Source organism: Pedobacter psychrophilus (genome assembly GCF_001652725.1).
GTDB lineage: Bacteria > Bacteroidota > Bacteroidia > Sphingobacteriales > Sphingobacteriaceae > Pseudopedobacter > Pseudopedobacter psychrophilus.
In genome coordinates, this window is the sequence record NZ_LWHJ01000031.1 from 264,870 (window position 1) to 287,991 (window position 23,122).

Sequence of the window (23,122 nt, forward strand, 5' to 3'; positions counted from 1 at the left end):
AATATGAGGTTTTATGTTTTGGAAAGGAAATAAAAATTGATTTGCAAAAAAGAGCGAAGTAAAACTCCACTCTTATATCTTTATTATTTAATCTTTAAATCTTTGCTCTCCTAAAGCATTCCTCCACAAACACTCAAAACTTGCCCAGTTATATAAGCACTCATATCCGAAGCTAAAAACACACAAACATTTGCTATATCTTCCGTCTCTCCTGCCCTTTTAAGCGGAATATCCTTTTCCCAACCTTCCACAACTTTTGGATCTAGAACCTCTGTCATTTCCGTACGGATAAACCCTGGAGCAACCACATTGCTACGTATATTTCTAGAGCCTAATTCTTTGGCCACCGACTTTGTAAAGCCTATAATTCCAGCTTTTGATGCTGCATAATTAGCCTGACCAGTATTTCCCTGTACGCCAACAACAGAGCTCATATTAATAAAAACACCTTTACGGTTTTTCATCATAATTTTTGAAGCAGCTTTTGTTGTATTAAAAACTGATTTTAAGTTAACTTCTATTACATCATCAAAATTTTCCTCACTCATACGCATCAACAATCCGTCTTTTGTAATTCCTGCATTATTTACCACAATATCTAAAGTGCCAAAGTCTGCAACAATATCATTTATCAATTGCTCTGCTTCCACATATTTAGAAGCATCAGAACGATAACCTTTTATTTGTGTCCCAAAACTTTGTAGTTCTTGCTCAAGAGCTTCTCCTTTTTCTACCGATGATAAATAAGTAAAAGCCACATTAGCACCATGTTCTGCAAATTTTTCTGCTATTTTACGTCCTATTCCTTTAGATGCGCCAGTAATTAAAGCGGTTTTTCCTTCTAATAATTTCATGATTGTTGTAATATAATTTGGTGTGAAAATAGAGATTTTTTAGAAAATGGTTAAGGATAAAAAGTTTCTATAATCTCTAAATGAATATTTATCCTCTAATTGCAGTCATTTCGAGTAACGAGAAATCTCATTTGCAAAGTTTACTTTTCAAATATTAAACTTATTTGTGTGATGTCTCCTAACGTCGACATGACGGAGATTTATAATATTTGGCTATCATCTTTTTGATGAGTAATTTTCGCGTTTCTTAACATTATATCCATTTTCATTAAGCGAGTCATTACATAAAATCTTTCTGTATAAGATGTTTTCAAAACTCTTCTAAAGGAATCCAACTCCGCCTTTTCAAAATTAGCATCAGATTCTGCGACATTTGAAAGAATAATTGATTGTTTATATTTCATTTTGATAATTCTCTTAAAAAAAATGATTTCTATAAATTTAAGAAAAAATCTATTTAACCTTAGCCATACTTTCTAACTCTTTTTTCAAAAATAACCCTGTAAAGCTTTCTTTCACCTTAATTAAACCTTCAGGTGCACCAGCATAAAGAATATTTCCACCTCCAGAACCACCTTCTGGTCCTAAATCAATTACATGATCAGCTACTTTTATCACATCTAAATTATGCTCAATAACCAAAACTGTATTTCCTTTATCTACTATTAAGTTTAAAACCCCTAAAAGCACATTAATATCCTCAAAATGTAAACCTGTAGTTGGCTCATCTAATATGTAAAATGTATTTCCAGTATCTTTTTTAGATAATTCTGTTGCTAATTTAACCCTTTGTGCTTCTCCACCAGAAAGTGTGGTAGAAGACTGACCTAAAGTGATATAACCTAAACCAACATCCTGTAAAGTTTTTATTTTACGATAAATAGAGGGAATATTTTCAAAGAAATTAACCGCATCTTCAATGCTCATATCCAACACATCAGAAATTGATTTTCCGCGGAAACGAACTTCTAAAGTTTCACGATTATAACGTTTGCCGCCACAAGCTTCACAAGGCACTTGTACATCCGGTAAAAAGTTCATTTCAATCACTTTCATTCCACCACCTTGGCAAACTTCACATCTTCCTCCTTTTACGTTGAAAGAAAAACGGCCAGGTTTGTAACCTCTAATCTGTGATTCTGGCAGTGCGACAAATAAATTTCTGATATCAGAAAAAACGCCTGTGTAAGTCGATGGATTGGATCTTGGCGTACGCCCAATTGGGGTTTGATCAATCTCAATTACTTTATCAATATGTTCTAAACCTTTAATTTCTTTAAAAGGCATGGGCGTTTTCTTTGCTCTAAAGAAATGCTTATTTAAAACGGGATATAAAGTTTCTCCAATTAAAGTAGATTTTCCACTTCCAGAAACTCCAGTAACGCAAATCAGTTTTCCTAAGGGAAAATCTACACTTACATTTTTGAGGTTATTTCCATTTGCTTTTTTAAGTGACAAAACTTTTCCGTTTCCTTCCCTTCTTTTCTCAGGAATCGCAATTTCTCTTTCCCCATTTAAATAAGAAGCTGTTAAAGTATGAGAAGCCAAAACTTCAGCGGCAGTGCCTTGTACTACAACTTGTCCGCCATGTACGCCAGCTGCCGGACCCATATCTATCACATAATCAGCTTCTAAGATCATATCCTTATCATGCTCTACCACTAAAACAGTATTGCTTAAATCACGAAGATTTTTTAAAGCTTTAATCAATCTATCGTTATCTCTTTGGTGCAAACCGATGGATGGTTCATCCAAAATGTACATCACATTCATCAATTGGGAACCAATTTGCGTTGCCAATCTGATACGCTGTGCTTCGCCACCAGATAGCGTTCTTGCTGTACGATCTAAAGTCAAATAGACTAAACCAACATCAACTAAAAACCCAATTCTCGACCTTATTTCTTTTAAAATTTCTTTAGCGATGATATTTTGACGCTCACTTAATCTGTCCTCAACGTTTTCAAACCAGCTCTGCAAATTCGTAATATCCATTGAAGCTAATTCGAAGATATTTTTTTCATCCACTTTAAAGTGTAATGATTCTTTTTTAAGCCTTGCTCCTTCACATAAAGGACATTGTTTTAATACCCTGAAACTTTCTAAATCGTGGTTAGCATTATCACCTTTTTTATCATTTTGCTCCTCCAACATTTTGATGATTCCATCGAATTGAATTTGATAGTTTTGAACATTCCACTTATTATATTCAACTGGAACGGTAATCAGTTCATCAATACCATGTAGCAAAATATCAATTGCTTTTGATTCTAACTTTTCAATGGGTTGCGATAAAGAAAATCCATATTTTTTTCCTAATGCTTTGATTACCTGGAAAATCCAAGTTTCACGATAATCGCCCAAAGGAGCTAAACCACCATTAATAATACTCAGTTTTCTATTTGGGATAACAGATTCCTCATCCACATCAAAAATATATCCTAAACCATCACACTCTGGACAAGCGCCATAAGGCGAGTTAAATGAAAAAGAATTTGGTTGAGGCTCATCATAAGAAACACCCGTAGTTGGGCACATCAAAAACTTAGAAAAATGATAGCTATTATTCTCTTTGTCAGATACTTTTATAATTCCTTTAGCAATTTTTAAAGCAGATTGAATTGAAGTGTAAAGACGTTTTTTATCACTTTCAGATACAATTAAACGATCTACAACAGTTTCAATATCATGGATTTTATAACGGTCCAATTGCATTTTTGGGACAACGTCAACTATTTCCCCATCAACCCTTACTTTTAAATATCCTTGTTTTCTAATTTGCTCAAAAAGTTCGCGATAATGCCCTTTTCTCCCTTTTACAACTGGAGCTAAAATGTTAATTGGCTTGCCATCAAATTGTTTCAGAATTTGATTTAATATCTGGTCCTCAGACATTTTAACCATTTTCTCGCCAGTATTATAAGAGTAAGCATCACCAACCCTGGCAAAAAGCAAACGCATAAAATCGTATATCTCAGTAATGGTACCAACTGTAGAACGTGGATTTTTGGAAGTTGTTTTTTGTTCTATAGCGATCACCGGACTTAAGCCAGAAACTTTATCTACATCTGGTCGTTCCATACCGCCCATAAACTGCCTAGAATATGCAGAAAATGTTTCCATATATCGGCGTTGACCTTCGGCATAAATGGTATCAAATGCTAAAGAAGATTTCCCAGAACCGCTTAAACCAGTAATTACTACCAGTTTATTACGTGGAAAAGATATATCAATGTTTTTTAGATTATGTACCCTAGCTCCGTAAACTTCAACTTCACTTTGTTCGCCAAGGTCAATATGTTTGTTATCCATAAAAAAGCTTTCTCTGCTTATAAAAAAATAAATGTGCTTTTGTAGTAAAAGCCTGCAAAATTAGCGAAAAATGACGATAAATGCTAAGCAACCAAACTCTTAGAATTGTAAATTTAATGAGGAATGACGAAATGAATTCTTTACTTTTAAAACTTATTAATAAGCTAAAAAACTATGTCTAATAAATTATTCCCCTGCCTTTGGTTTGATGGGAAAGCTAAAGAAGCTGCCACTTTTTATTGTTCGATATTTAAAAATTCTAAAATAATTTCTGAAAACCCTATAACCGTAATTTTTGAGTTGAATGAAACAAAATTTATGGCCTTAAATGGTGGACCAGAATATAAATTCTCTCCTGCAAACTCTTATGTAATTACTTGCGAGAACCAAGATGAGATTGACCATTATTGGAGTAAATTAAGCGAAGGTGGCAAGCCAGGGAAATGTGGTTGGTTAGATGATAAGTATGGTATTTCCTGGCAGATTGTTCCTTCAATATTAGGTAAGTTAATGAACAACCCAGAAACTGCACCAAAAGTGATGTACGCTTTTATGCAAATGTCGAAATTTGATATTCAGCAATTAGAGGAAGCTGCAAAATCTTGATCAAGAGAATTGATTGATTATTTTCATTAATTCGCTTTTTACAAACACACCAGATTTTCGCCACATTTGTTCTCCATTTTTAAATAAAATTAGCGTTGGAACGCCCTGCACTTTATAAACTTGGGCAGCTTGCTGATTTTTATCAACGTCTATTTTTATAATAGCTATTTTATCGCCCATCTCTTTTTTTAAGTCTTCTAAAATTGGAGACATTGTTTTACATGGACCACACCATGTAGCAAAAAAATCAACTAGTACTGTTTTATCTTGATTAATGAGTTCTTTAAAGTTTGCCATTTTTTAGTTTTTTAGATAGTTAGGTAGTTAGTTGGTTAGGTGATTAGATAATTAGTTTGTTATGTTCAAATTGGCTAATCAACTAACAAACTAAAACCTAACCATCTCTTCTCTTAAAATATCGAATGTAAAGCCACTTTAATGCGTCCATATTTAGTGCCAAATAAACTACGATTACAATTAAAACTCCACGTATTTTCCCAAATCTTAATCCTAAAATGATTAAAAAGGTTAAAGCGATGATGTGACGATAGATGTAGAATTTTGCTGGTTTCATATCAATTCTATTTTTGACCACTTTTCAATTAATATTAATGATTTCCTTAAGGCAATATTAATATTAAAAAGTTCTGCGTTTAGAAATGATACTTCACTTTCATAGTCTTTGATTGTTTTTTCAATATCCTTTATAGAATGAAATTCTGACATAAACTTAGCACTTCTCATTCCTTTTACTTCCCTGAATTTATTATAATGTACTAATGGATGACGAAGAGACCCTAACTTTATATGTTCATCTTTTAACCTCCTATAAACCATAAAAATTCATCATTAACATAACCTACCTTAATTTCAAATTCTTTATTCTTATCTATAAAATATTGCTCGTATGAAGGAGGGTAATTAGTTTTATTTTTTTTCTTTGGAAAAAATTCATTTAAGATAAATATTATTCTTTCCCATATATTATAAATGTATCCTGCTGTTTCTGCAATTGCATTATTAAATCTTGGATAGATATTGAGATTTGAAATATGACTATATTCTTTAGCAACAATTAATTCTTCTTTTACCCTATCTTTAAATCTGACAAGAAAGGCTAAAGAATTGGAGGATACTGCAAATAATTCTTTTAATTCATTATCAATTTCAAAAAGATTAAATACTTCACCTTTATATTCAGGAAAGTATTTATTTATTAAAACTCTTCCATAACTTATAAAATCATCTCCTAATTCATTGTATTCTAAATAATCCAATCTAGGAAATGAAATATCTTTAATAATTCTATCATTCACCTTTTTTGTCAAGAAATACAATAATTCATCGATTCCCATTATTACAGGATTTCTATAATCTTCATTTACATTTCCATAAGAAATATAAAATTCAATCCTAAAATTTTTGAGTTGATTGACGATTTTTAGTTCATTTTTTCTATCCCTTAATTCTAAAATATCAGATTCGAAATTTATTTTATAAAATTCTTCATCATGAATATCAAATAGAAGTGTTTTCTCTACTTTGCTTTCACCATTGAAATAAAAATAGCCAAAATCTATATCTATTAATTCCTTTACTCTTTTTCTTAGTATTACTTGTTCAGGTTGATTAATAAAGTAAGCTGGAATTACTTGTTTTAAATAAACTTCTTCGCTCATTTTTTAATGCGGTAAACTATCTCTAAACTTTCCATAAACCCAAGTTCCAGCGATTGCACTTAATAGTGTAACAATTAGTGCTAAAAACCCACTTCCAATTTGAGCGAATAATGGACCAGGGCATGCGCCTGTAATAGACCAACCAAAACCAAAAATTAAGCCCCCTATAATTTGGCCTTTATTAAATGTTTTAGGATGGAAAACCACCTTTTCGCCTTCTGTGGTTTTGACGTTAAACTTCTTAATCAAAAAAACCGAAATTGCTCCTACGAGCACTGCGGTTCCAATTACTCCATACATGTGAAATGCAGATAACCTAAACATTTCTTGAATACGAAACCACGAAATGATTTCTGATTTAACAAACACGACTCCAAATAAAATCCCAAGAATTAGATATTTTAAATTGGCGAATAAACTTTCGTTCTTTAATTGTTCGTTTGGTGCTTCGCACTCTAGTGGATGCTGAATCACAAATTCTTCTATTTCTTGCATTAGGCAATTAATTTAAAGATGATAGGTAAAAAAATCCATGTTGAAATGAAACCTCCAACCATAAAACAGATGGTTGCAATAAGCGATGGGATTTGCAGATTTGATAAACCCATAATGGCGTGGCCAGATGTGCAACCTCCGGCATAACGAGTTCCAAAACCCACCATAAAACCACCTAATACCATAAATATAAATCCTTTCAGTGTGAATATTTGGTCTACACCAAATAAATCTAAAGGCATTAAGCCACTAAAATCTTTAACACCTAAGGCGGATAATTGTGCCTTGGTTTCTGCTGCAATGTTAATTGGTTCAGGATTAGACAGGAATTGCGCTCCTATATAACCACCAATCAAAATACCTGCTACAAAAAACAAGTTCCAGATTTCCTTTTTCCAATTATAACTAAAAAACGGAATTTTAGCAGGCAAACAAGCTGCGCAAATATGTCTTAATGATGAGGAAACCCCGAAGGTTTTATTTCCTAATAATAACAATGCGGGTACGGTTAACCCTATTAATATTCCTGCCAAATACCACGGCCAAGGTTGTCTAATGATTTCTAACATATTAAATTTAGAATTGAGATATTAGTATTGTGTAATGAGTAATAAATAGACGTAGATTAGTTTCAAAATGTGGTTATTCTCTTTTTCGTCACCTCGAGGAACGAGAGGTTTCACAAATAAGTTCCACTTTATAATGGCAAACTTTCTGGTGAGATGTCTCCTATCTTCGACATGACGTTTTTTTTTGCGTTAGGGATAGCAGCGATATCCTTTTTGTTTTTCACAAAAAGATTTAGCGAATAGCCTGTTAAAACGCCCAAATATTTATTTTAATGATTTCCAACAGTTTCAAATCCTGCATCTTTTAAAGCGGCAAAGCCTCCATTTACATTGATAATATCTTCAAACCCACGAGCTTTTAGAATGGAAGATGAAATCATGGAGCGATAGCCACCTGCACAATGCAAATAATAAGGCTTTTGCTTATCGAAATTATTTGTCCAATCATTTATGAAATCTAAAGGTTGATTTTCAGTGATTTTTAAATGTTCAGCTTCAAATTCTGAGGGTTTGCGCACATCAAAAACTTGCAAGTTTTTTTTATCCTTTAAATTTTTCAGTTCATCAGCAGAAATTGTTTTTACTTTATCTATTTCTTTTCCAGCTTTTTTCCATGCTAACATGCCCCCTTTTAGATAGCCCATAGTAAAATCATAACCCACTCTCGCCAATCTTTTTACAGTTTCTTCTTCTCTACCATCTTCTACTACCAACAATAATGGTTGTTTTAAATCGGTAACCAATGCACCTACCCAAGGTGCAAAAGATCCATCTAATCCAATAAAAATAGCATTCGGAATAAAGCCATTTGAAAAGTCTTCAGGAGAGCGTACGTCTAAAATTAAAGCACCAGTTGTATTAGCTGCTAGTTCAAATTCATCTGGACTTAAAGCATTTAAACCTCGCTCAAAAACTTCATCCATCGTATCAATTCCCTCTTTATTCATCTTTGCATTTTTTGGGAAATATTGTGGTGGAGGTAAAATATTTGTGGTTAATTCTTTGATAAAATCCGATTTAGAAATATCGCTTAAAGCATAATTGGTTTCCTTTTGGTTTCCCAAAGTATCAAAAGTTTCTTTGCTCATATTTTTACCACAAGCAGAACCTGCACCATGGGCAGGATAAACGATAACATCATTTGGCAATGGCATAATTTTTTCTCTCAAAGAATCGTACAACGCAGCAGCCATTGCTTCTGGCGTAGTTTCTGTAGATTTTTGTGCCAAATCCGGACGGCCAACATCACCTATAAATAATGTATCGCCTGTAAAAATGCAATAAGGCTTTTCGTTTTCATCTAAACATAAATACGTGGTAGATTCTGGTGTATGTCCTGGTGTATGCAAAGCCTTAATGATAATTTTACCGACTTTAAATTCTTCGTTATCCTTTGCAATGTGTGCATCAAAACCTGTTTCTGCCGTAGGACCATAAACAATCTCTGCACCTGTTTTTTGAGCTAAATCTACATGTCCGCTCACAAAATCCGCATGGAAATGTGTCTCAAAAACATATTTGATTTTTACGTTATTTTGCTTTGCCTTTTCTATATAAGGTGCGGTTTCTCTTAATGGGTCAACTATCGCTGCTTCGCCATCACTTTCAATATAGTATGCTCCTTGAGCTAAACAACCTGTATAAATTTGTTCTATTTTCATGTCTTTTATTTTATCTTGTGGTATTAAAGTTACCCTTCCTAATAAATGAAAAATAAGACTTCTATCACTTTTTACTTTAACCTTTTCACTTCTTTACACAGAAATTTATAAATAACTCCGAACCTTGCCTTGGTGTTGCAGAATTATGTGCCATTTCCATAGCTATTATCCTAAATTTATCTTTAAATAATTCTACATATTCTTTTTCACTACCGCCAAACGGAGGGCCTTCAAATGGGAATTCTTTATTAAAAAGTACACCAACTAATTTTCCATTTTCTCTTAATAATTGATAACAATGGTCAACGTATTTTGGTCTAAAAAGAGGATCAATAGCACAGAAAAAAGTCTGTTCCAAAATCAAATTATATTCACCTTGGTGATTAAAAAAATCATCATTAATTAATTGATAATGAGTTTCATTGATATCAGTCAATTTAGATTTTAAATTTTTTAATGGTAATGAAGCAAAATCTATTACAGTAACATTTTTAAAGCCATTCTGTAATAGATAAATCGCTTCGTAAGCATTCCCTGCACCAGGAATTAGAATTTTTAATTCCTTATTTTTTAGTTGATCTATATATTTTTTTATAGGCGGAGATACTACTCCCAAATCCCAAGCTGTTTCCTCGCTTTTATATCTGTTATTCCAATAATCTGAGGCTAAATTTTCTTTCATAATAATTCTTCAAAAATTATGAGGATTGCCATGATGAGGACAAAATATCCAAATACTTTTTTTAGTTTTTCGCTATTTAAAAATTGGTTCAAATAAATCCCAAAGAAAATCCCTATAGATGAAATAGCAGAAAATATGAGTAAAAAACTCCAATTTATATTTGGTAAATTCAAAATATCACCAGTAAAACCAATTAAAGAATTAATGGCGATAATCAGCAATGACGTACCAACGGCTTTATGAATTGGCAATCTCATAAAAAAAACCAAAGCAGGCACTATCAAAAATCCACCACCAGCACCAACTAAACCCGATAAAATCCCCACTATGATTCCGTTAAATAATACCAGGGAATATTTAATATCCTTACCTTCCTGAAATTGTTTTTCAGTTCCGTAAACCATTTTAAACCCCGAAATAAGCATGATTAAAGCAAAGAATAGCATCAGAAATAAATCTTTTGTAATAACAAAGCTCCCAATGCTAAAAAGATGATCTGGCATAGCATGGATTACAAACTTCCGCATTAACCAAACAGTGATAAAGGCTGGAATAGCAAAAATTATTGCCATCCTTATATTTACCATTCCTTTTTTAATATAATTTCCAGCACCAACTAAAGAGGTTAAACCAACTATAAATAAAGAATAGGCGGTTGCAACTACAGGTTCTATCCTAGCGGCATAAACTAAAACCGGAACTGTTAAGATTGAACCACCCCCACCGGTTAAACCTAAAGAAATACCAATAAATAAAGCCAGGAAATAAGTTATGTAAATATGAAACTCCATTACATATTGCAGTTACAGTTTTCCATACAATCTAAAAGCTTAATCAAGTCTTTTTCTTTTAAAGAGTAAAAAACCTGAACTCCTTGCTTATCAGCTTTTAACAACCCTTTTATCTTCATATTTGTTAAATGATGCGATAGAAGTGATTGCTCGCATTTTAAATATTCACAAATTTGGTTGACGCTTAATTGTTCATGTTCGTCAAGCAAATTTATAATTCCCAATCTTATGGGATGAGCTACCGTTTTTAAAATATATGCTGCTTTCTCTAATTTTTGTGGGGTAAGATTTCTTTTTAAAGTATCCGTCATAACGGATCAAATATATGAATATATTATCATATAAACATATTTACTAAATTTAAATTCAAATAAATCCTTTACATTAGTAGTAGAAACTCAAAACCGATGATGATTAAATATCGTTATTAGAAAAAATAGTTCCATTAAATGAATAAATCAGCGATTATACTTTTTGCACATTTACCAGATTTTGATGCAAGGTCTAAAAGTTTATCTTATTTATCCTCAAAAACTGCCACAAAAAAAATTTCCGCTTATCTAACAAAACATTTTTATAATCTTTCTAAAAAAACAACAGCAGATACCTTCTTAATTGATACTTACCACCAAAACGGTAAAACTTTTGGAGAAAGGATTTCAAATGCATTTTCTAGCATTTATGATAAAGGATATGAAAATGTTATTTGTATCGGAAATGACTGTCCTAATCTTACTTTAGAAAATCTTCAAAATGCTTTAGTAGAAACAGAAAAGGGAAATGTGGTGCTGGGTCCCACAAAAGATGGAGGAACCTACTTAATGGGCGTTCCAAAAAAACATTTTAATAAATCTACTTTTGAAACTATTGGCTGGCAAACAAAAAAAACTTATCAAAATTTAATCTCACTATTTAAAGAGTCTAAAAGCCCTGTTTTTAAAACAAGCATTTTATTTGATATAGATAATGGAAAGGACTTTTCGGTTTATTTTAAAGAAAATATTTTGGTTAAGATTTTTATTAACATTATTAAAAAACTTGAGCCTAAGATTACAGTTTATCACACCTTATCCTTTTTAAGATTAATACTTAGCGAGACCTTATTGTTTAGAGGTCCACCACCCGCTTTCTCAGCTTTATAACAACCCCATATTATTTTATTTAATCTATTTTAACTAATTCAATGAAAAGAATTATACTTTCTTTTGTTGCAATTTTTGCAACCATATTTGCCTATGCGCAAACTACTCTTTCTGTAAACCTAAAAAATGCAGATGGAGAAAACCTCACTAATATTGAGGTTAATTTAACAACTAAAGGCTTTAACAAAAGTACGCCAACAAATTCTTTAGGAATCGCAAATTTTTCTGATTTAACAACAGGAACATATGTTTTAAAAGTTAGACCATCAATAAACTATAATGCAAATTCTGTTACGGTTTCTATTAATAGTAATGAAAAAACCAAGGCAATCAATTTAGTTTTAACCAGAAAAAACGGTTATGAACTACAAGAAGTTGCAGTCGTAGATAATAAGAATAAATCTGTAACCATCAATAAAACAGATGCTTCAGTAATTCAATATGTATCTAAGGCTCAAATACAAACTTTACCTATTGAAGGAAGAGATGTGACTAAAAGTTTATATCGTTTGCCAAATATTACCATTTCTTCTTTAGGTTATAACGAAGCACCAAGTATTGCAATAAACGGCTTAAGCGGCATTTATACCAATTATTTAATAGATGGTATGGATAATAACGAACGTTTTTTAGGTAATTCTAAGTTTAATACACCCTTTGGTTTTACAGAAAGTGTAAGCGTTTTAACAAATAATTATTCTGTCGAGTATGGTAATACTAGCAATGGAATTGTAAACCTAGAAACTCGTTCTGGTTCAAATGATTTTACTGGGGAAGTTTTCTACTTAACACGTCCGGGTTCTATAGTTGATAGTAAATCTGCTTTCGCAAGTTTAGATTTATATGGTAATCAAGTTAAAGATGGTTTCCAAAGACAGCAGTTGGGTGTTGGAATTGGTGGTGCTATTAAAAAAGATAAAACCTTTTTTTACTTCAATTTAGAACAGACCAACGATATTAAAGATAACCTGTTAAATGTTCCTCAGCTAGGCGTTAATGAAGCTGTTAGAGGTAAAAATTACTTCACTTATGCTTCAGCTAAAATTGATCAATATTGGAACAAAAATTTTCACAGTAGCTTAAGAGCAAATGTTGGTTCTTTTGATGTAGATGCACAAGGTGGAGGTTTAACTGGAGGAAACAATTTCCCTTCTTCTGGTTCTACACAAAAAAACAGAACTTATTTAATTGCTTTAAAAAATGACTACAATATCAACTCTAAGCTAAAAGCTGAAACTAATTTTCAAACTTCTTTTTTTAGATGGAATTATAGAGACAGACCAAATTTTGGTAAGCCAGGTGTTACTGTTCAAGACCCTACAGGAGTAACAATAGCAAACATAGGTTCTATAGATTACATTTTTGATGATGATGAATATACCAATCAATTACAGCAAAAATTTAGGTATAAAGCTGGAAAACACTATTTATTAGGTGGTGCAGAGTTTACTACTTCAGATTTTGCATTATTAGGCGCTGGAAACTCCTATGGCTTTTATACAGTTAGGTTAAATGCGCAACAATTGGCGGATTTAAAAAGTAGAAATATTGGAGCAGCTTTAGATATTAATGATATTCCAACTAATGTTGAGGTGAGACAATACAAAGTAGATTTGGATCAAAAAGTATTTGGTGTAAGACAAAATGTATTTAATATTTATGCTGAAGATAATTTTAAAGCAACTGATAAATTAGATATTAACTTAGGTGTTAGATATGATTACGATAATCTTTCTAAAGCTGGCGATACTCATGGAGATAGAAATAACATTGGCCCAAGATTTAGTTTTAACTATAAATTAGATGATAATAATGTTATCCGTGGAGGTATAGGAAGATTTTATGATAAAATAAAATATTCTGTTACAAGTGATAATCTACAGTTTAGTAATAATTCACCAAACTTTAAAAAACAACTTGCAGAGCTTCAGCGATTAGGTCTCTTAGATAAAGATGCAGATTTAGATAGAATAACCTATCCAGGAAATTTAAGAGCAATTTTTGAACAAGGCGCAACACCTGCTTATTTACAAGGGAAATCTGCTTCTGAGTCACAAGGAAATAGAGATTTTCAGTCTAATTCTAATTTTAGAATAAAAAATCCTAATGGTTATCAAAATCCCTATTCAGATCAATATACATTAGGTTACCAAAGAAAATTAGCAAATAATATATTATTTGACGTGAGTCTTGTGGCTTCTAATACAAATGATCTTTACAGGATAACGAATTTAAATACTCCTCCAGCATTTGATCCACAACAATCGGGTTCTGTAAGAACAACAACTTATGCAAACAGCATCAGACCGGTACCTATTAAAACGGTTAATGGTCAATTTGTGGCAACAATTGGCGGACAGGATTTAAGTGGTATTGCGAGAGATGTATATATGACTGAAACATCTGGTAAAGCTAGATATGCAGCAGCAAATTTTTCTATGACCAAAACAAAAGGTGAAGGAGAAAAATTTTCTTATCGCTTTTCTTATACCCTTTCAAAAATCAAAAATGATACAGAAGGAATTAATGTTAGAGCGCAAGATGCTAATAATTGGGATGCAGAATATGCATTTGGAGATAATGACCGTACCCATGTTATCAATGCTTTATTTACCTATTATCCAATAAAAAATTTAACACTAACCCCTGCAATGCTTTTTCAAAGCGGACAGCCCATTACTCATTACGCAATTGCAACTCAATATGGAGGTGTTACAGATTTAAATGGAAATGGAGAAAGCCAAGGATTACCTGCTGATATACCTTTTGGTGAAACAAGAAACAACGATCGTTTACCAAGCGCAACTTCATTTGATTTTTCTGCTAAATACAGATGGAATTTAAAAAATAAATCTGGTATAGAATTCTCTGCTGATATTTATAATCTTTTAAATAGTACTAATTTAACGGGTTTTGCATCAACCAGAGCCTCCAGTAATCAAATCCAACCAGGCCCTAGAAGTGCGAATACTTTAATAATAAGAGCTGCTGCCCCACCACGTCAATTCCAATTTGGTGTACGCTATGTATTTGGTAACTTTTAATTGAAAACAATGAATTTAGACCAAAATAATCTTTCAGAAATAACTAATTATTTACAACTTCATGAGCTTATTAAAGCTCATGAAGTTGTTTCAAAAGCGGAAAAACCTGGAGAAGGTAATATGAACTATACTTTAAGGTTATTTGTGGATGATAAAACTTTCATCATTAAGCAAGCTAGACCTTACGTAGAAAAATATCCATCCATAGCTGCTCCAAAAGAGCGTATTTTGGTAGAAAGTGCCTTTTATGATCATATTGACTCGCATCATTTCATAAAACATCGCACTCCAAAAATATTGCTTTCTGATGCTAAACATCATATCCTTATAATGGAAGATTTAGGCCTGGCAAATGACTATTCTTCACTATATAAGAAAGGCGAGATTTTGGATTTAGAGGATGCAAAACTTGCTGCGGTCTTTGTTCATGAATTGCATAGCAATTTCAAATTAACTAAGCCAAATGAATTGATGGCGAACCGTAAATTGAGAGCATTAAATCATGAGCATATTTTTATTTATCCTTTTTTAGAAGATAATGGATTTGATTTAGATACAGTAACACCTGGTCTTCAAAAAATCTCAATGACCTATAAAAACGATGAAGTTTTAAAAAACAAAATATCGGAATTAGGCAAATCCTATTTAGCAGATGACAACTACCTTTTACATGGCGATTATTATCCGGGAAGTTGGTTAAATAGCAAAGATGGTTTAATGGTTATTGACCCAGAATTTGCTTTTTATGGTAAAGCCGAGTTTGACTTAGGAGTTTTGCATGCGCACATGCATCTTGCCCAACAAACTGATGATGTATTTGAAACTTTAAATAAATTTTATGTAAAATCACAGAATTTTGATGAGACATTATTTCAGCAATTTATTGGGATAGAGATTATGAGAAGGCTAATAGGTTTAGCTCAATTACCATTAGATTTAGATTTAAAAGAAAAAGTGGCCTTACTTGAAAAAGCGGCATTATTAATAAATAGTTAAACCTTGTGTTAGGGATTGAAACGGATCCTTTTTATTTTTCATCTTAAACGTTTTTAAAAGAGGAAAAATAAAAAGATATAGTGTAAAGCCCGACCCCGATTTTTTTTCGGGGAACACCCAAAATAAAAAATAATGAAGATGGAAAATACTCCTAAAAAAATATGGTTTGATTGCGATATTATGATTGGTATCCCTTCGCCAACGCCAAGAGAAGTGGATGATGGCATCACTTTAATGATGGCTTTACGTCAGAAAAATATTGAAATTGTTGGTATAAGCATTGTAACCAATGCAGATTATGGCTATGATGTCACAAAAAAATTCTTAAAATGGTATCATAACGGACCAGAAATACCTGTTTATAAAGGCTCGGACTTAGCAAATGATTTGGGAATAGAAAACGATGCAACAAGAGCTTTAGCCGATGCTTTACGCAAGGAAAAACTGAGTATTATAGCTTTAGGCCCTAACACAAATATTGCTACAGTTTTAAAAAACCATCCAGAACTAGCTAGCCAAATAGAAGAAATTTCTTTTTGTTTAGGCCGCCAACCTGATTTTGAGTTTAGACCTGGTTTGGGAAATCAACCTGTATTAGATTATAATTTTGAAAAGGATGTGGAATCTATGCAAGTAATTTTAGATACCAATATTCCACTCTTATTTTCTGGATTTGAATGTAGCTGTTCTATTTTATTGGGATCTGTAGATGTAGATCGCTTAAATGGAAACGGTCATGAAGGCGACCAATGGGTTTATGAGCAATTATTACCCTGGATAGCCAGGGCAAAAACAGCATTTGGCGTTGATGGATTTATCCCTTATGATTGTACGCCATTAGGTTATTTCACACATCCAGAATACTTTAAATATTATGAAGATATCCCAGTAGAAATCAATATTAAGAAAAATGACTCGAATTTTTTTGGCAGAGATACCAGAACAGAAAAAGAGTTTTTAGAAGTTTCTTATGATTTTAAATCTAAAAGGAAAGTGAAATATGCCTACAAAACTTTACCGGGTTTTGAGGAAAAAATTATTGAAAGTCTGTTGAGAAGGGATTAGGTTGTAGGTGTTAGGTTGTAGGTTCTAAGTTTTACTTTACGGCTAATACTTAAAACCTATCACCTAAAACTTATAGCTTAAATACCATTTAAAGCACAATTATAAGGTAAATACTCAATCTCATCATTTACATTGATTGGTGTTTTTGAGTATTTATTTATCCAATTTAAAAGTGATTTAGTATCTGTAAAATAAGCAGAAAAATCACTCCAATACCATTGGAAAAGACTAGAAATGCCGATTGGGTTATGGTTTAACGAGTTTTTATCAGGATCATTAATAAAATCACTGGTTTGATCATCCAGTTGTTCTTCTAATTTATCGGCAATAAAGGCTTCGTTTCTAAATTTGGGACAAGAAAAAGAAGCACAAACTAAGCAAAAATGGATTCTTGGTTCATTAAATTCTTTACGAAGGATTTCATGTTCCAATCTGTCTAAAGTAAAATCCTCCTCTCCTATTTTAAAAAAAGAGATTTTAAAAGGAGATTGTTGATGTGCAGCTCCTATTGCTTTAATATCACCTACACCGTAATTATTCATGATGAGTTTTACAGTGAAAGCGTTATAGGCGTTTATCCAATAAGCCAGTTTTTTTGAAGTTGACCAGCTGGATTTAGGTGGATTTTGGGTGATTAAATCTAAGTATTCGTCAAGTTCAGTCTCATTATTTTTGAAGCTTTTATAATTTACAAAGCCATGAGCATCAACATATTTTTGGACTAAAACATTCCAAATTTGGTGCTGATGAAAAGATTCTGAATTGCTAAATATTGCCATATTTTCAAAGCTATTTAAAAAATTATTTTTAAGATATTTAAAATTATAAAAATGCTAAAACTAAAAACACTCTTTTCAGCACTTGCCATCTTAAGTTTGATTGCGTGTAATAACGATAAAAAGACCTCATCGGGTTCTGCCGATATCAATAATGACCCAATGATGCAACAATCTTGGGAACAAATCACTCAAAAAGCCAAGGGAACTACGGTTACCTGGATGAAATATGCCGGTGATAAAAAATCAAATAAATATATCGATGATGTATTAGTCCCAAAAATTAATGAAAAATTTGGCATTACTTTAAAAATCATTCCTGGTCAAGGCCCATCAATTGTGAGCAGCATCATGAGCGAAAAAGAAGCTAGTGTTGAAAAAGGACAAACAGATATGGTTTGGATTAATGGAGAAACTTTTTTCCAAATACAACAATTTCAAGGCTTATTTGGCCCAATTGATTATAAATTACCAAATTCTAAATTTATCAATTATGAAGATCCAATCATTAAATATGATTTTCAACAAGAGATAAATGGTTATGAAGCACCATGGGGTAAAGCGTCTTTTATTGCATTGACAGATGGTGAAAAAGTGAAAAATCCACCTGTAAGTATGCAAGATTTTGAAGCTTATTGGAAAGCAAATCCAGGTAAGTTCACCTTATCTTTAGATTTTACGGGCTATACACTATTAAAAACATGGTTAATTGAGTTGGCTGGAGGAAGCGAAAATTTAAATGGAGATTTCGACCAAAAAAAATACGATAAGCTTAGCAATCAGCTTTGGGATTTCATCAATAGAAATAAGAAATATTTCTGGAAAAAAGGAGAAACTTTTCCTGAGAGCGCAGTCACCATCGCTCAATTATATGCAACAGGAGAAGTAAATTTTGGTTTTTCTTTTGGATTTACAGCAGTTGATAAAGGAATAAAAGAAGGTTTATTTCCAAAAACTACGATTGGGTATGTACTAAAACCCGGTAGCATCCATAATACTAGTTACTTGGCTGTTCCATTTAATGCGACTAACAAAGAAGGCGCATTGGTTGTGATCAATTATTTAATTTCTCCGGAAGCTCAAATTGAAAAAAGCGACATCAATAACAGCGGTGGAACACCAATTTTTGATGTTACTAAATTAACGCCAGAAATGAAAGCAAAATACGATGCTTTAGAAAAACCTAAATACGGAATGACAGAACAAGAGGTATTAGCAAAAGCGATTGTTGAGCCTCATTCTATGTATATGATTAAGGTAGCAGAAGATTTTAGGAAGAAAGTGATTGAGAAGAAGTAGGTTATAAGTATTAAGTTATAGGTTAAAAGTAAAAAGTAAAAATTAAAAAAAGTTTAAAGTTGATTTCCAAAGTTCTACAATATCAATATTCATGTTTTATTGCTGATGTCTAAACAAAAGCCAATACATATCATTTCATTTTTATTGCTTTTTGTATTTGCAATTCTTCCCCTAATTTTAGGTTTTGGTTTTGCTTTGGCTTATAGTTTTGGCTTGATCGGAGGTTTAAATCAAGGTTTTACGTTAGATAACTGGTCGGCATTATTTGAAAATAATGATGTAGTAATTTCTTTTCTTTATAGTGGATGGTTAGCAATTGCCTCGTTAACGTTAAGCGTTGTAATCTCAATGGCTATAGCGATATTTTTCCATAAAAAATTTAGTAAAGGCATTTATTCCTATTTGGTTTATATGCCTTTGGCTTTTCCATCCATTGTTGCGGCTTTCTTTTTTGCTCAGTTTTTAGGCAATTCTGGAATTTTATCTCGCATTTGTTATCAATTAGGTATTATCGATAATATACAATCGTTTCCGAATTTGGTAAATGATCAATATAGTTTCGGAATTATTGTTGCTCAATTTTTCTTGAGTTTACCCTTTTTTACGCTATTATATACAGGGTTATATCAAACAGAAAGAATCGATGATTATACGCAATTGGCAAATTCTTTAGGAGCAAAAAATCGACAATCGATTTTCAGGATTTCTATTCCAATTTTATTAAAAAAGAGCTTTCCTAATATTGTGATGTATTTCATTTTTAAGATAGGTGCTTATGAAGTGCCTCTTTTATTAGGACGTTCTACACCAGAAACGGTTTCTGTTTTAGCGGTAAGAAAACTCCAAAAATTCAATTTATATGATATTCCACAAGGATATGCCGTCGCGGTAATTTATACCATCATCATTTTAAGTTTATTGATGCTTGTTCTTAAAACCAATAAAAATGAGTACGACATTTAAGAAACGAAACATATTACTTTGGCTTTTGGCGATATCATTTATTACGCCAATTATTACTTTATTTTTTCTTTCTTTTAGTAAAAACTGGCGCTTTCCTGCCATATTACCTCAACAATTTACATTTGAAAACTGGAGTTATCTGTTTTTTTCCGGAGGAAATATTGCTCCAAGTTTTTTAATTTCATTAGTCATCGCTTTATCTGTTGCTTTGTTTGCTACGCTTTTGGGTTTTATTACCAGTAAATATATTGCATATCATAAATACAGAAAAAAACTGTTGATGCTTACCTATTTTCCTTTTGCATTATCACCAGTTATATTTGCGCTTTGCCTTAAGTATTACTTTATAAAAATGAGTTTAACCGGTAATGTTCAAGGAATTATTTTAGCTCAATTAATTATTGCCTTTCCTTACAGTGTGATTTTCTTTACTGGATTTTGGAACCAGCGAATTAAACAATATGAAGATTTGGTTTCAACATTGGGTGGTACAACCTCTTACGCTTTCCGTAAAATTGTAATGCCGATTGCTAAAAGTTTAATCTTAGTTTGCTTCTTTCAGTGCTTTTTAATCTCTTGGTTCGAGTTTGGACTGACAAGTATTATTGGTTACGGAAAAGTAGAAACCCTCACCATTAAAGTTTATCAATTTATTACCGAAGCAAATATTTTTTATGCAGCTTTAAGTTGTTGTTTATTGATTTTGCCTCCAGTAATTTTGTTGTGGTTCAACAAAAAATTTATCATTCAACAAGCTAAATAATGTTTTTACAAATCAATCATATTCAAAAAAAATATAAAGATAAGTTGGTCATCCAGGATGTTTCTTTTGGGTTAGAAGCACATCAAACTTTAAGTATTTTAGGTAAAAGTGGTTGTGGTAAATCAACATTATTAAAAATAATTGCTGGCATTGAGGAGCAAAATAAAGGAGATGTTTTTTTAAACGAGAAAAATATAAGTAACATAAATTCTAATGAAAGAAATATAGTTTACCTTTTTCAAGAACCTTTGTTATTTCCTAATCTAAACGTTTTTGAAAACATCGCCTTTGGCTTAAGAATTAGAAAATTGGCTTCCGCCGATGTTGAACAAAAGGTAGAGCAAATGTTAGAAAGTTTAGAGTTAAAAGACCATGATAAGAAAATGCCTCATCAAATTTCTGGAGGACAAAAACAGCGTGTAGCTTTTGGAAGAGCCTTAATCATTAATCCACCTTTGATTTTATTAGATGAACCTTTTAGCAGCTTAGATGTGGAAACCCGGGCAACCATGCAACAATTGTATAAAACCATTGCCAAAAAATTTAACATTACGGCTTTATTTGTCACCCATGATCTAAAAGAAGCTTTATTAATGGGCGATAAAATTTCATATATGGATAAAGGATTATTAGAGATTTTTGACAGCAAAAAAGATTTTATTGAAGCAGACAAAACGGGTGTAAAATCAGAAATTGAATTTTGGAATAATTTGTAAACTTAAAATTTGATTTAAGTATATTTGATAAAAGGAAAAATTATGGACTTACAAACTAGAAAAATAGAATTTGTTAAACAATTTTTAACTATCGAAAATGAAGTTACTATTTCAGAATTAGAAAAGGTTTTACATTACGACAAGGATTTTGACAATAATCATTTTAAGCCTATATCTATTGAGGAATTGAATAAAAGAATTGACCAATCTGAAGCTGATATTAAGAACGGCGATTTTTATACTAGCGAAGAATTGCTAGCTCAATACAAGTAATAATGAAAATTATTTGGTCAAAATTTGCAAAACTTCAACTTGATGAAATTTACTTTTATTTATCAAAAAGAGAATCAAAATCATTTGCTATAAAGTTTAGAGCAGAAATTATTTCAGAGCCTGCAAAGTTATTAGAAAATCCTTTGATTTGTCAACAAGAAGAATTTTTGAAGAAGAGAGAAATTATTTACAGGTATATGGTTTTTAAATCTTATAAAATCATTTATTCTATAAATTCAAATGGCAATGAAATTATAATCAACGACGTATTCCACACCAAACAAAACCCTTCAAAACTAAACAGAACAATTTAATTACCTACCCTTGAAATTGAAAACAGAAAGAGATTATAACGATTACGGAACAATCTATTGGGTTTTTACTCAACTTTGTAATGATGAGTGTGACCATTGCTACAATGATTCTGGCCCAAAAGGTAAAAGGATGAGCGATGAAGAATGTCTCCAAATCATCTCTAATTTACCAGAAAATTTAGGTAGAATTATATTAAGCGGCGGTGAACCGTTGGCTGACAAAAGGCAATTGTATCTAATTTTAGATACCCTTACAGAAAAATATGGCAATGATTTTAACATCGCTTTGCAAACTAATGGCGATTTATTAAAGCCAAAAATTTTAGATGAATTACTTCAAAAAGGTGTCAAAAGTTTTAGCATTGCAAGTTTAGATCGTTTTCATAAACATGCTGGTGCAAAATTAGCTCCGCTGAAAGAATTATTTGATAGCAGAGGATTGGTGGATGTGATGCCTTATATTACTGTGGGTGTTTATGAAGAGGGTAAACGTCAAAAAGTTAACCCAAGCTGGAAAACTTACTCTTATTTTGGAGCCAATGAAGAAATGTGGCTCGGTGGAAATTGGGCAAGAGGAAGAGCATATGAAAAAGACTTGTGGATGCAAGACCCACTTCACAATTTTTGTAAGATACAATCTGGAGCAAAAAACTTCTTAGGCGGTCATACTGATGTAATTGAAGAATTAAGCATTCAGCTTTGGGCGATAAACCCTTGCTGCCCTGGAACTAAAAAAGCAATGGGTGATGCTAGAAATGAGAAAGTAAATGATGTGCTTTTAAGAGTTAAAGAGTCTCCAATTTTCCAAACTTTAAACAATGGAACGCCTTATAAAATGGGTGAAAGTATTGGAATTACCGAAGAATATGCTTTAGAACGAGGAAGAGCTACACAAAACATTTGTTTATGGTGCGATGAATTTTTTGATAGGCATTATGACATTGATAAGTTGAGAGAGAAATCATCAAATGAAATAGAAGGCGAATTAAATAGTTTTATAAAATTGCCTGTTATCAATCAGATTAACTGATTTCTGATTAATTGTAGATACCTTCTGCTTGTGTTATTGATTAAAATGATATCCTTTTTTGATTATAGCCATTATGTAGGAGTAATAAGGTT

Annotated in this window: 25 protein-coding genes; 12 read left to right on the plus strand and 13 right to left on the minus strand. The window is 32.0% G+C overall.

Annotated features, from left to right (window positions below):
- Positions 1–110: 110 nt before the first annotated feature.
- The 3 genes from fabG to uvrA all read right to left on the minus strand — a co-directional run bounded on the left by fabG (position 111) and on the right by uvrA (position 4,166).
- Entirely contained in the window at positions 111–854 is a 744-nt protein-coding gene (gene fabG / locus A5893_RS16465) for a 3-oxoacyl-[acyl-carrier-protein] reductase (protein WP_068823681.1), read from the minus strand.
- Between the two features lie 200 nt (positions 855–1,054).
- Entirely contained in the window at positions 1,055–1,258 is a 204-nt protein-coding gene (locus A5893_RS16470; RefSeq protein WP_068823682.1) for a hypothetical protein, read from the minus strand.
- A 49-nt stretch (positions 1,259–1,307) separates the two neighbouring features.
- Positions 1,308–4,166 carry an excinuclease ABC subunit UvrA gene (gene uvrA, locus A5893_RS16475; protein ID WP_068823683.1) on the minus strand — a complete coding sequence of 953 codons (2,859 nt, stop codon included), beginning with the start codon at positions 4,164–4,166 and terminating at the stop codon, positions 1,308–1,310.
- Between the two features lie 174 nt (positions 4,167–4,340).
- Between uvrA and A5893_RS16480 the strand changes: the two genes are divergently transcribed.
- A complete protein-coding gene (locus A5893_RS16480) occupies positions 4,341–4,772 on the plus strand; it encodes a VOC family protein (protein WP_068823684.1) in 432 nt (143 codons plus the stop codon).
- Here A5893_RS16480 and trxA read toward each other — a convergent pair whose 3' ends face one another.
- The 9 genes from trxA to A5893_RS16530 form a co-directional block, all read right to left on the minus strand.
- A complete protein-coding gene (gene trxA / locus A5893_RS16485; protein WP_068823685.1) occupies positions 4,773–5,069 on the minus strand; it encodes a thioredoxin in 297 nt (98 codons plus the stop codon).
- Between the two features lie 97 nt (positions 5,070–5,166).
- Positions 5,167–5,346 (minus strand): hypothetical protein, encoded by a 180-nt coding sequence (locus tag A5893_RS16490; protein ID WP_068823686.1) that lies wholly within the window; start codon positions 5,344–5,346, stop codon positions 5,167–5,169.
- Between the two features lie 244 nt (positions 5,347–5,590).
- On the minus strand, positions 5,591–6,451 hold the full coding sequence (locus A5893_RS16500) for a hypothetical protein (RefSeq protein ID WP_068823688.1): 861 nt from the start codon (positions 6,449–6,451) through the stop codon (positions 5,591–5,593).
- A 3-nt stretch (positions 6,452–6,454) separates the two neighbouring features.
- Positions 6,455–6,946 carry a DUF6691 family protein gene (locus A5893_RS16505; protein WP_068823689.1) on the minus strand — a complete coding sequence of 164 codons (492 nt, stop codon included), beginning with the start codon at positions 6,944–6,946 and terminating at the stop codon, positions 6,455–6,457.
- Complete coding sequence (locus tag A5893_RS16510; protein WP_068823690.1) at positions 6,946–7,515, minus strand: YeeE/YedE family protein; 570 nt, start codon at positions 7,513–7,515, stop codon at positions 6,946–6,948. Before A5893_RS16510 ends, A5893_RS16505 begins: the two co-directional genes overlap by 1 nt.
- A 269-nt stretch (positions 7,516–7,784) precedes the next feature.
- Positions 7,785–9,176, minus strand: coding sequence for an MBL fold metallo-hydrolase (locus A5893_RS16515; RefSeq protein WP_068823691.1), 1,392 nt, complete (start codon positions 9,174–9,176; stop codon positions 7,785–7,787).
- 85 nt (positions 9,177–9,261) lie between these two features.
- The gene (locus tag A5893_RS16520) at positions 9,262–9,858 is read right to left on the minus strand and encodes a class I SAM-dependent methyltransferase (RefSeq protein ID WP_068823692.1); all 597 of its coding nucleotides are present in this window, start codon (positions 9,856–9,858) and stop codon (positions 9,262–9,264) included.
- Complete coding sequence (locus A5893_RS16525; protein ID WP_068823693.1) at positions 9,855–10,649, minus strand: sulfite exporter TauE/SafE family protein; 795 nt, start codon at positions 10,647–10,649, stop codon at positions 9,855–9,857. The genes A5893_RS16520 and A5893_RS16525 overlap by 4 nt, the downstream gene beginning before the upstream one ends.
- The gene (locus A5893_RS16530) at positions 10,649–10,960 is read right to left on the minus strand and encodes an ArsR/SmtB family transcription factor (protein ID WP_068823694.1); all 312 of its coding nucleotides are present in this window, start codon (positions 10,958–10,960) and stop codon (positions 10,649–10,651) included. The genes A5893_RS16525 and A5893_RS16530 overlap by 1 nt, the downstream gene beginning before the upstream one ends.
- A gap of 138 nt (positions 10,961–11,098) precedes the next feature.
- Here A5893_RS16530 and A5893_RS16535 point away from each other — a divergent pair, with 138 nt between their 5' ends.
- From A5893_RS16535 to A5893_RS16550, 4 genes are all read left to right on the plus strand, one after another.
- Complete coding sequence (locus tag A5893_RS16535; protein ID WP_068823695.1) at positions 11,099–11,791, plus strand: TIGR04282 family arsenosugar biosynthesis glycosyltransferase; 693 nt, start codon at positions 11,099–11,101, stop codon at positions 11,789–11,791.
- 41 nt (positions 11,792–11,832) lie between these two features.
- Positions 11,833–14,835, plus strand: a complete 3,003-nt coding sequence (locus tag A5893_RS16540) for a TonB-dependent receptor (protein WP_068823696.1) — start codon at positions 11,833–11,835, stop codon at positions 14,833–14,835.
- A 9-nt stretch (positions 14,836–14,844) separates the two neighbouring features.
- Positions 14,845–15,831 carry a phosphotransferase gene (locus A5893_RS16545; protein WP_068823697.1) on the plus strand — a complete coding sequence of 329 codons (987 nt, stop codon included), beginning with the start codon at positions 14,845–14,847 and terminating at the stop codon, positions 15,829–15,831.
- A gap of 132 nt (positions 15,832–15,963) precedes the next feature.
- A complete protein-coding gene (locus tag A5893_RS16550; protein ID WP_068823698.1) occupies positions 15,964–16,896 on the plus strand; it encodes a nucleoside hydrolase in 933 nt (310 codons plus the stop codon).
- A gap of 77 nt (positions 16,897–16,973) precedes the next feature.
- Here A5893_RS16550 and A5893_RS16555 read toward each other — a convergent pair whose 3' ends face one another.
- Positions 16,974–17,675 (minus strand): DUF547 domain-containing protein, encoded by a 702-nt coding sequence (locus A5893_RS16555; protein WP_068823699.1) that lies wholly within the window; start codon positions 17,673–17,675, stop codon positions 16,974–16,976.
- Positions 17,676–17,726: 51 nt separating this feature from the next.
- Between A5893_RS16555 and A5893_RS16560 the strand changes: the two genes are divergently transcribed.
- From A5893_RS16560 to A5893_RS16590, 7 genes are all read left to right on the plus strand, one after another.
- Complete coding sequence (locus A5893_RS16560; protein WP_068823700.1) at positions 17,727–18,971, plus strand: ABC transporter substrate-binding protein; 1,245 nt, start codon at positions 17,727–17,729, stop codon at positions 18,969–18,971.
- A gap of 105 nt (positions 18,972–19,076) precedes the next feature.
- Complete coding sequence (locus A5893_RS16565; protein ID WP_068823701.1) at positions 19,077–19,934, plus strand: ABC transporter permease; 858 nt, start codon at positions 19,077–19,079, stop codon at positions 19,932–19,934.
- Positions 19,918–20,697 (plus strand): ABC transporter permease, encoded by a 780-nt coding sequence (locus A5893_RS16570; RefSeq protein ID WP_068823702.1) that lies wholly within the window; start codon positions 19,918–19,920, stop codon positions 20,695–20,697. Before A5893_RS16565 ends, A5893_RS16570 begins: the two co-directional genes overlap by 17 nt.
- Positions 20,697–21,413, plus strand: coding sequence for an ABC transporter ATP-binding protein (locus A5893_RS16575; RefSeq protein ID WP_068823703.1), 717 nt, complete (start codon positions 20,697–20,699; stop codon positions 21,411–21,413). The genes A5893_RS16570 and A5893_RS16575 overlap by 1 nt, the downstream gene beginning before the upstream one ends.
- A gap of 42 nt (positions 21,414–21,455) precedes the next feature.
- Complete coding sequence (locus A5893_RS16580) at positions 21,456–21,686, plus strand: hypothetical protein (RefSeq protein ID WP_068823704.1); 231 nt, start codon at positions 21,456–21,458, stop codon at positions 21,684–21,686.
- A 2-nt stretch (positions 21,687–21,688) separates the two neighbouring features.
- Entirely contained in the window at positions 21,689–22,000 is a 312-nt protein-coding gene (locus tag A5893_RS16585) for a type II toxin-antitoxin system RelE/ParE family toxin (protein WP_068823705.1), read from the plus strand.
- 16 nt (positions 22,001–22,016) lie between these two features.
- Positions 22,017–23,030, plus strand: a complete 1,014-nt coding sequence (locus tag A5893_RS16590) for a radical SAM protein (protein ID WP_068823706.1) — start codon at positions 22,017–22,019, stop codon at positions 23,028–23,030.
- Positions 23,031–23,122: the final 92 nt, after the last annotated feature.

What these genes read in the sequence shown, in the direction of transcription:
- fabG (WP_068823681.1), bottom strand. Translation starts at nt 854, where the DNA reads ATGAAATTATTAGAAGGAAAAACCGCTTTAATTACTGGCGCATCTAAA.
- A5893_RS16470 (WP_068823682.1), bottom strand. Translation starts at nt 1,258, where the DNA reads ATGAAATATAAACAATCAATTATTCTTTCAAATGTCGCAGAATCTGAT.
- uvrA (WP_068823683.1), bottom strand. Translation starts at nt 4,166, where the DNA reads ATGGATAACAAACATATTGACCTTGGCGAACAAAGTGAAGTTGAAGTT.
- A5893_RS16480 (WP_068823684.1), top strand. Translation starts at nt 4,341, where the DNA reads ATGTCTAATAAATTATTCCCCTGCCTTTGGTTTGATGGGAAAGCTAAA.
- trxA (WP_068823685.1), bottom strand. Translation starts at nt 5,069, where the DNA reads ATGGCAAACTTTAAAGAACTCATTAATCAAGATAAAACAGTACTAGTT.
- A5893_RS16490 (WP_068823686.1), bottom strand. Translation starts at nt 5,346, where the DNA reads ATGAAACCAGCAAAATTCTACATCTATCGTCACATCATCGCTTTAACC.
- A5893_RS16500 (WP_068823688.1), bottom strand. Translation starts at nt 6,451, where the DNA reads ATGAGCGAAGAAGTTTATTTAAAACAAGTAATTCCAGCTTACTTTATT.
- A5893_RS16505 (WP_068823689.1), bottom strand. Translation starts at nt 6,946, where the DNA reads ATGCAAGAAATAGAAGAATTTGTGATTCAGCATCCACTAGAGTGCGAA.
- A5893_RS16510 (WP_068823690.1), bottom strand. Translation starts at nt 7,515, where the DNA reads ATGTTAGAAATCATTAGACAACCTTGGCCGTGGTATTTGGCAGGAATA.
- A5893_RS16515 (WP_068823691.1), bottom strand. Translation starts at nt 9,176, where the DNA reads ATGAAAATAGAACAAATTTATACAGGTTGTTTAGCTCAAGGAGCATAC.
- A5893_RS16520 (WP_068823692.1), bottom strand. Translation starts at nt 9,858, where the DNA reads ATGAAAGAAAATTTAGCCTCAGATTATTGGAATAACAGATATAAAAGC.
- A5893_RS16525 (WP_068823693.1), bottom strand. Translation starts at nt 10,649, where the DNA reads ATGGAGTTTCATATTTACATAACTTATTTCCTGGCTTTATTTATTGGT.
- A5893_RS16530 (WP_068823694.1), bottom strand. Translation starts at nt 10,960, where the DNA reads ATGACGGATACTTTAAAAAGAAATCTTACCCCACAAAAATTAGAGAAA.
- A5893_RS16535 (WP_068823695.1), top strand. Translation starts at nt 11,099, where the DNA reads ATGAATAAATCAGCGATTATACTTTTTGCACATTTACCAGATTTTGAT.
- A5893_RS16540 (WP_068823696.1), top strand. Translation starts at nt 11,833, where the DNA reads ATGAAAAGAATTATACTTTCTTTTGTTGCAATTTTTGCAACCATATTT.
- A5893_RS16545 (WP_068823697.1), top strand. Translation starts at nt 14,845, where the DNA reads ATGAATTTAGACCAAAATAATCTTTCAGAAATAACTAATTATTTACAA.
- A5893_RS16550 (WP_068823698.1), top strand. Translation starts at nt 15,964, where the DNA reads ATGAAGATGGAAAATACTCCTAAAAAAATATGGTTTGATTGCGATATT.
- A5893_RS16555 (WP_068823699.1), bottom strand. Translation starts at nt 17,675, where the DNA reads ATGGCAATATTTAGCAATTCAGAATCTTTTCATCAGCACCAAATTTGG.
- A5893_RS16560 (WP_068823700.1), top strand. Translation starts at nt 17,727, where the DNA reads ATGCTAAAACTAAAAACACTCTTTTCAGCACTTGCCATCTTAAGTTTG.
- A5893_RS16565 (WP_068823701.1), top strand. Translation starts at nt 19,077, where the DNA reads ATGTCTAAACAAAAGCCAATACATATCATTTCATTTTTATTGCTTTTT.
- A5893_RS16570 (WP_068823702.1), top strand. Translation starts at nt 19,918, where the DNA reads ATGAGTACGACATTTAAGAAACGAAACATATTACTTTGGCTTTTGGCG.
- A5893_RS16575 (WP_068823703.1), top strand. Translation starts at nt 20,697, where the DNA reads ATGTTTTTACAAATCAATCATATTCAAAAAAAATATAAAGATAAGTTG.
- A5893_RS16580 (WP_068823704.1), top strand. Translation starts at nt 21,456, where the DNA reads ATGGACTTACAAACTAGAAAAATAGAATTTGTTAAACAATTTTTAACT.
- A5893_RS16585 (WP_068823705.1), top strand. Translation starts at nt 21,689, where the DNA reads ATGAAAATTATTTGGTCAAAATTTGCAAAACTTCAACTTGATGAAATT.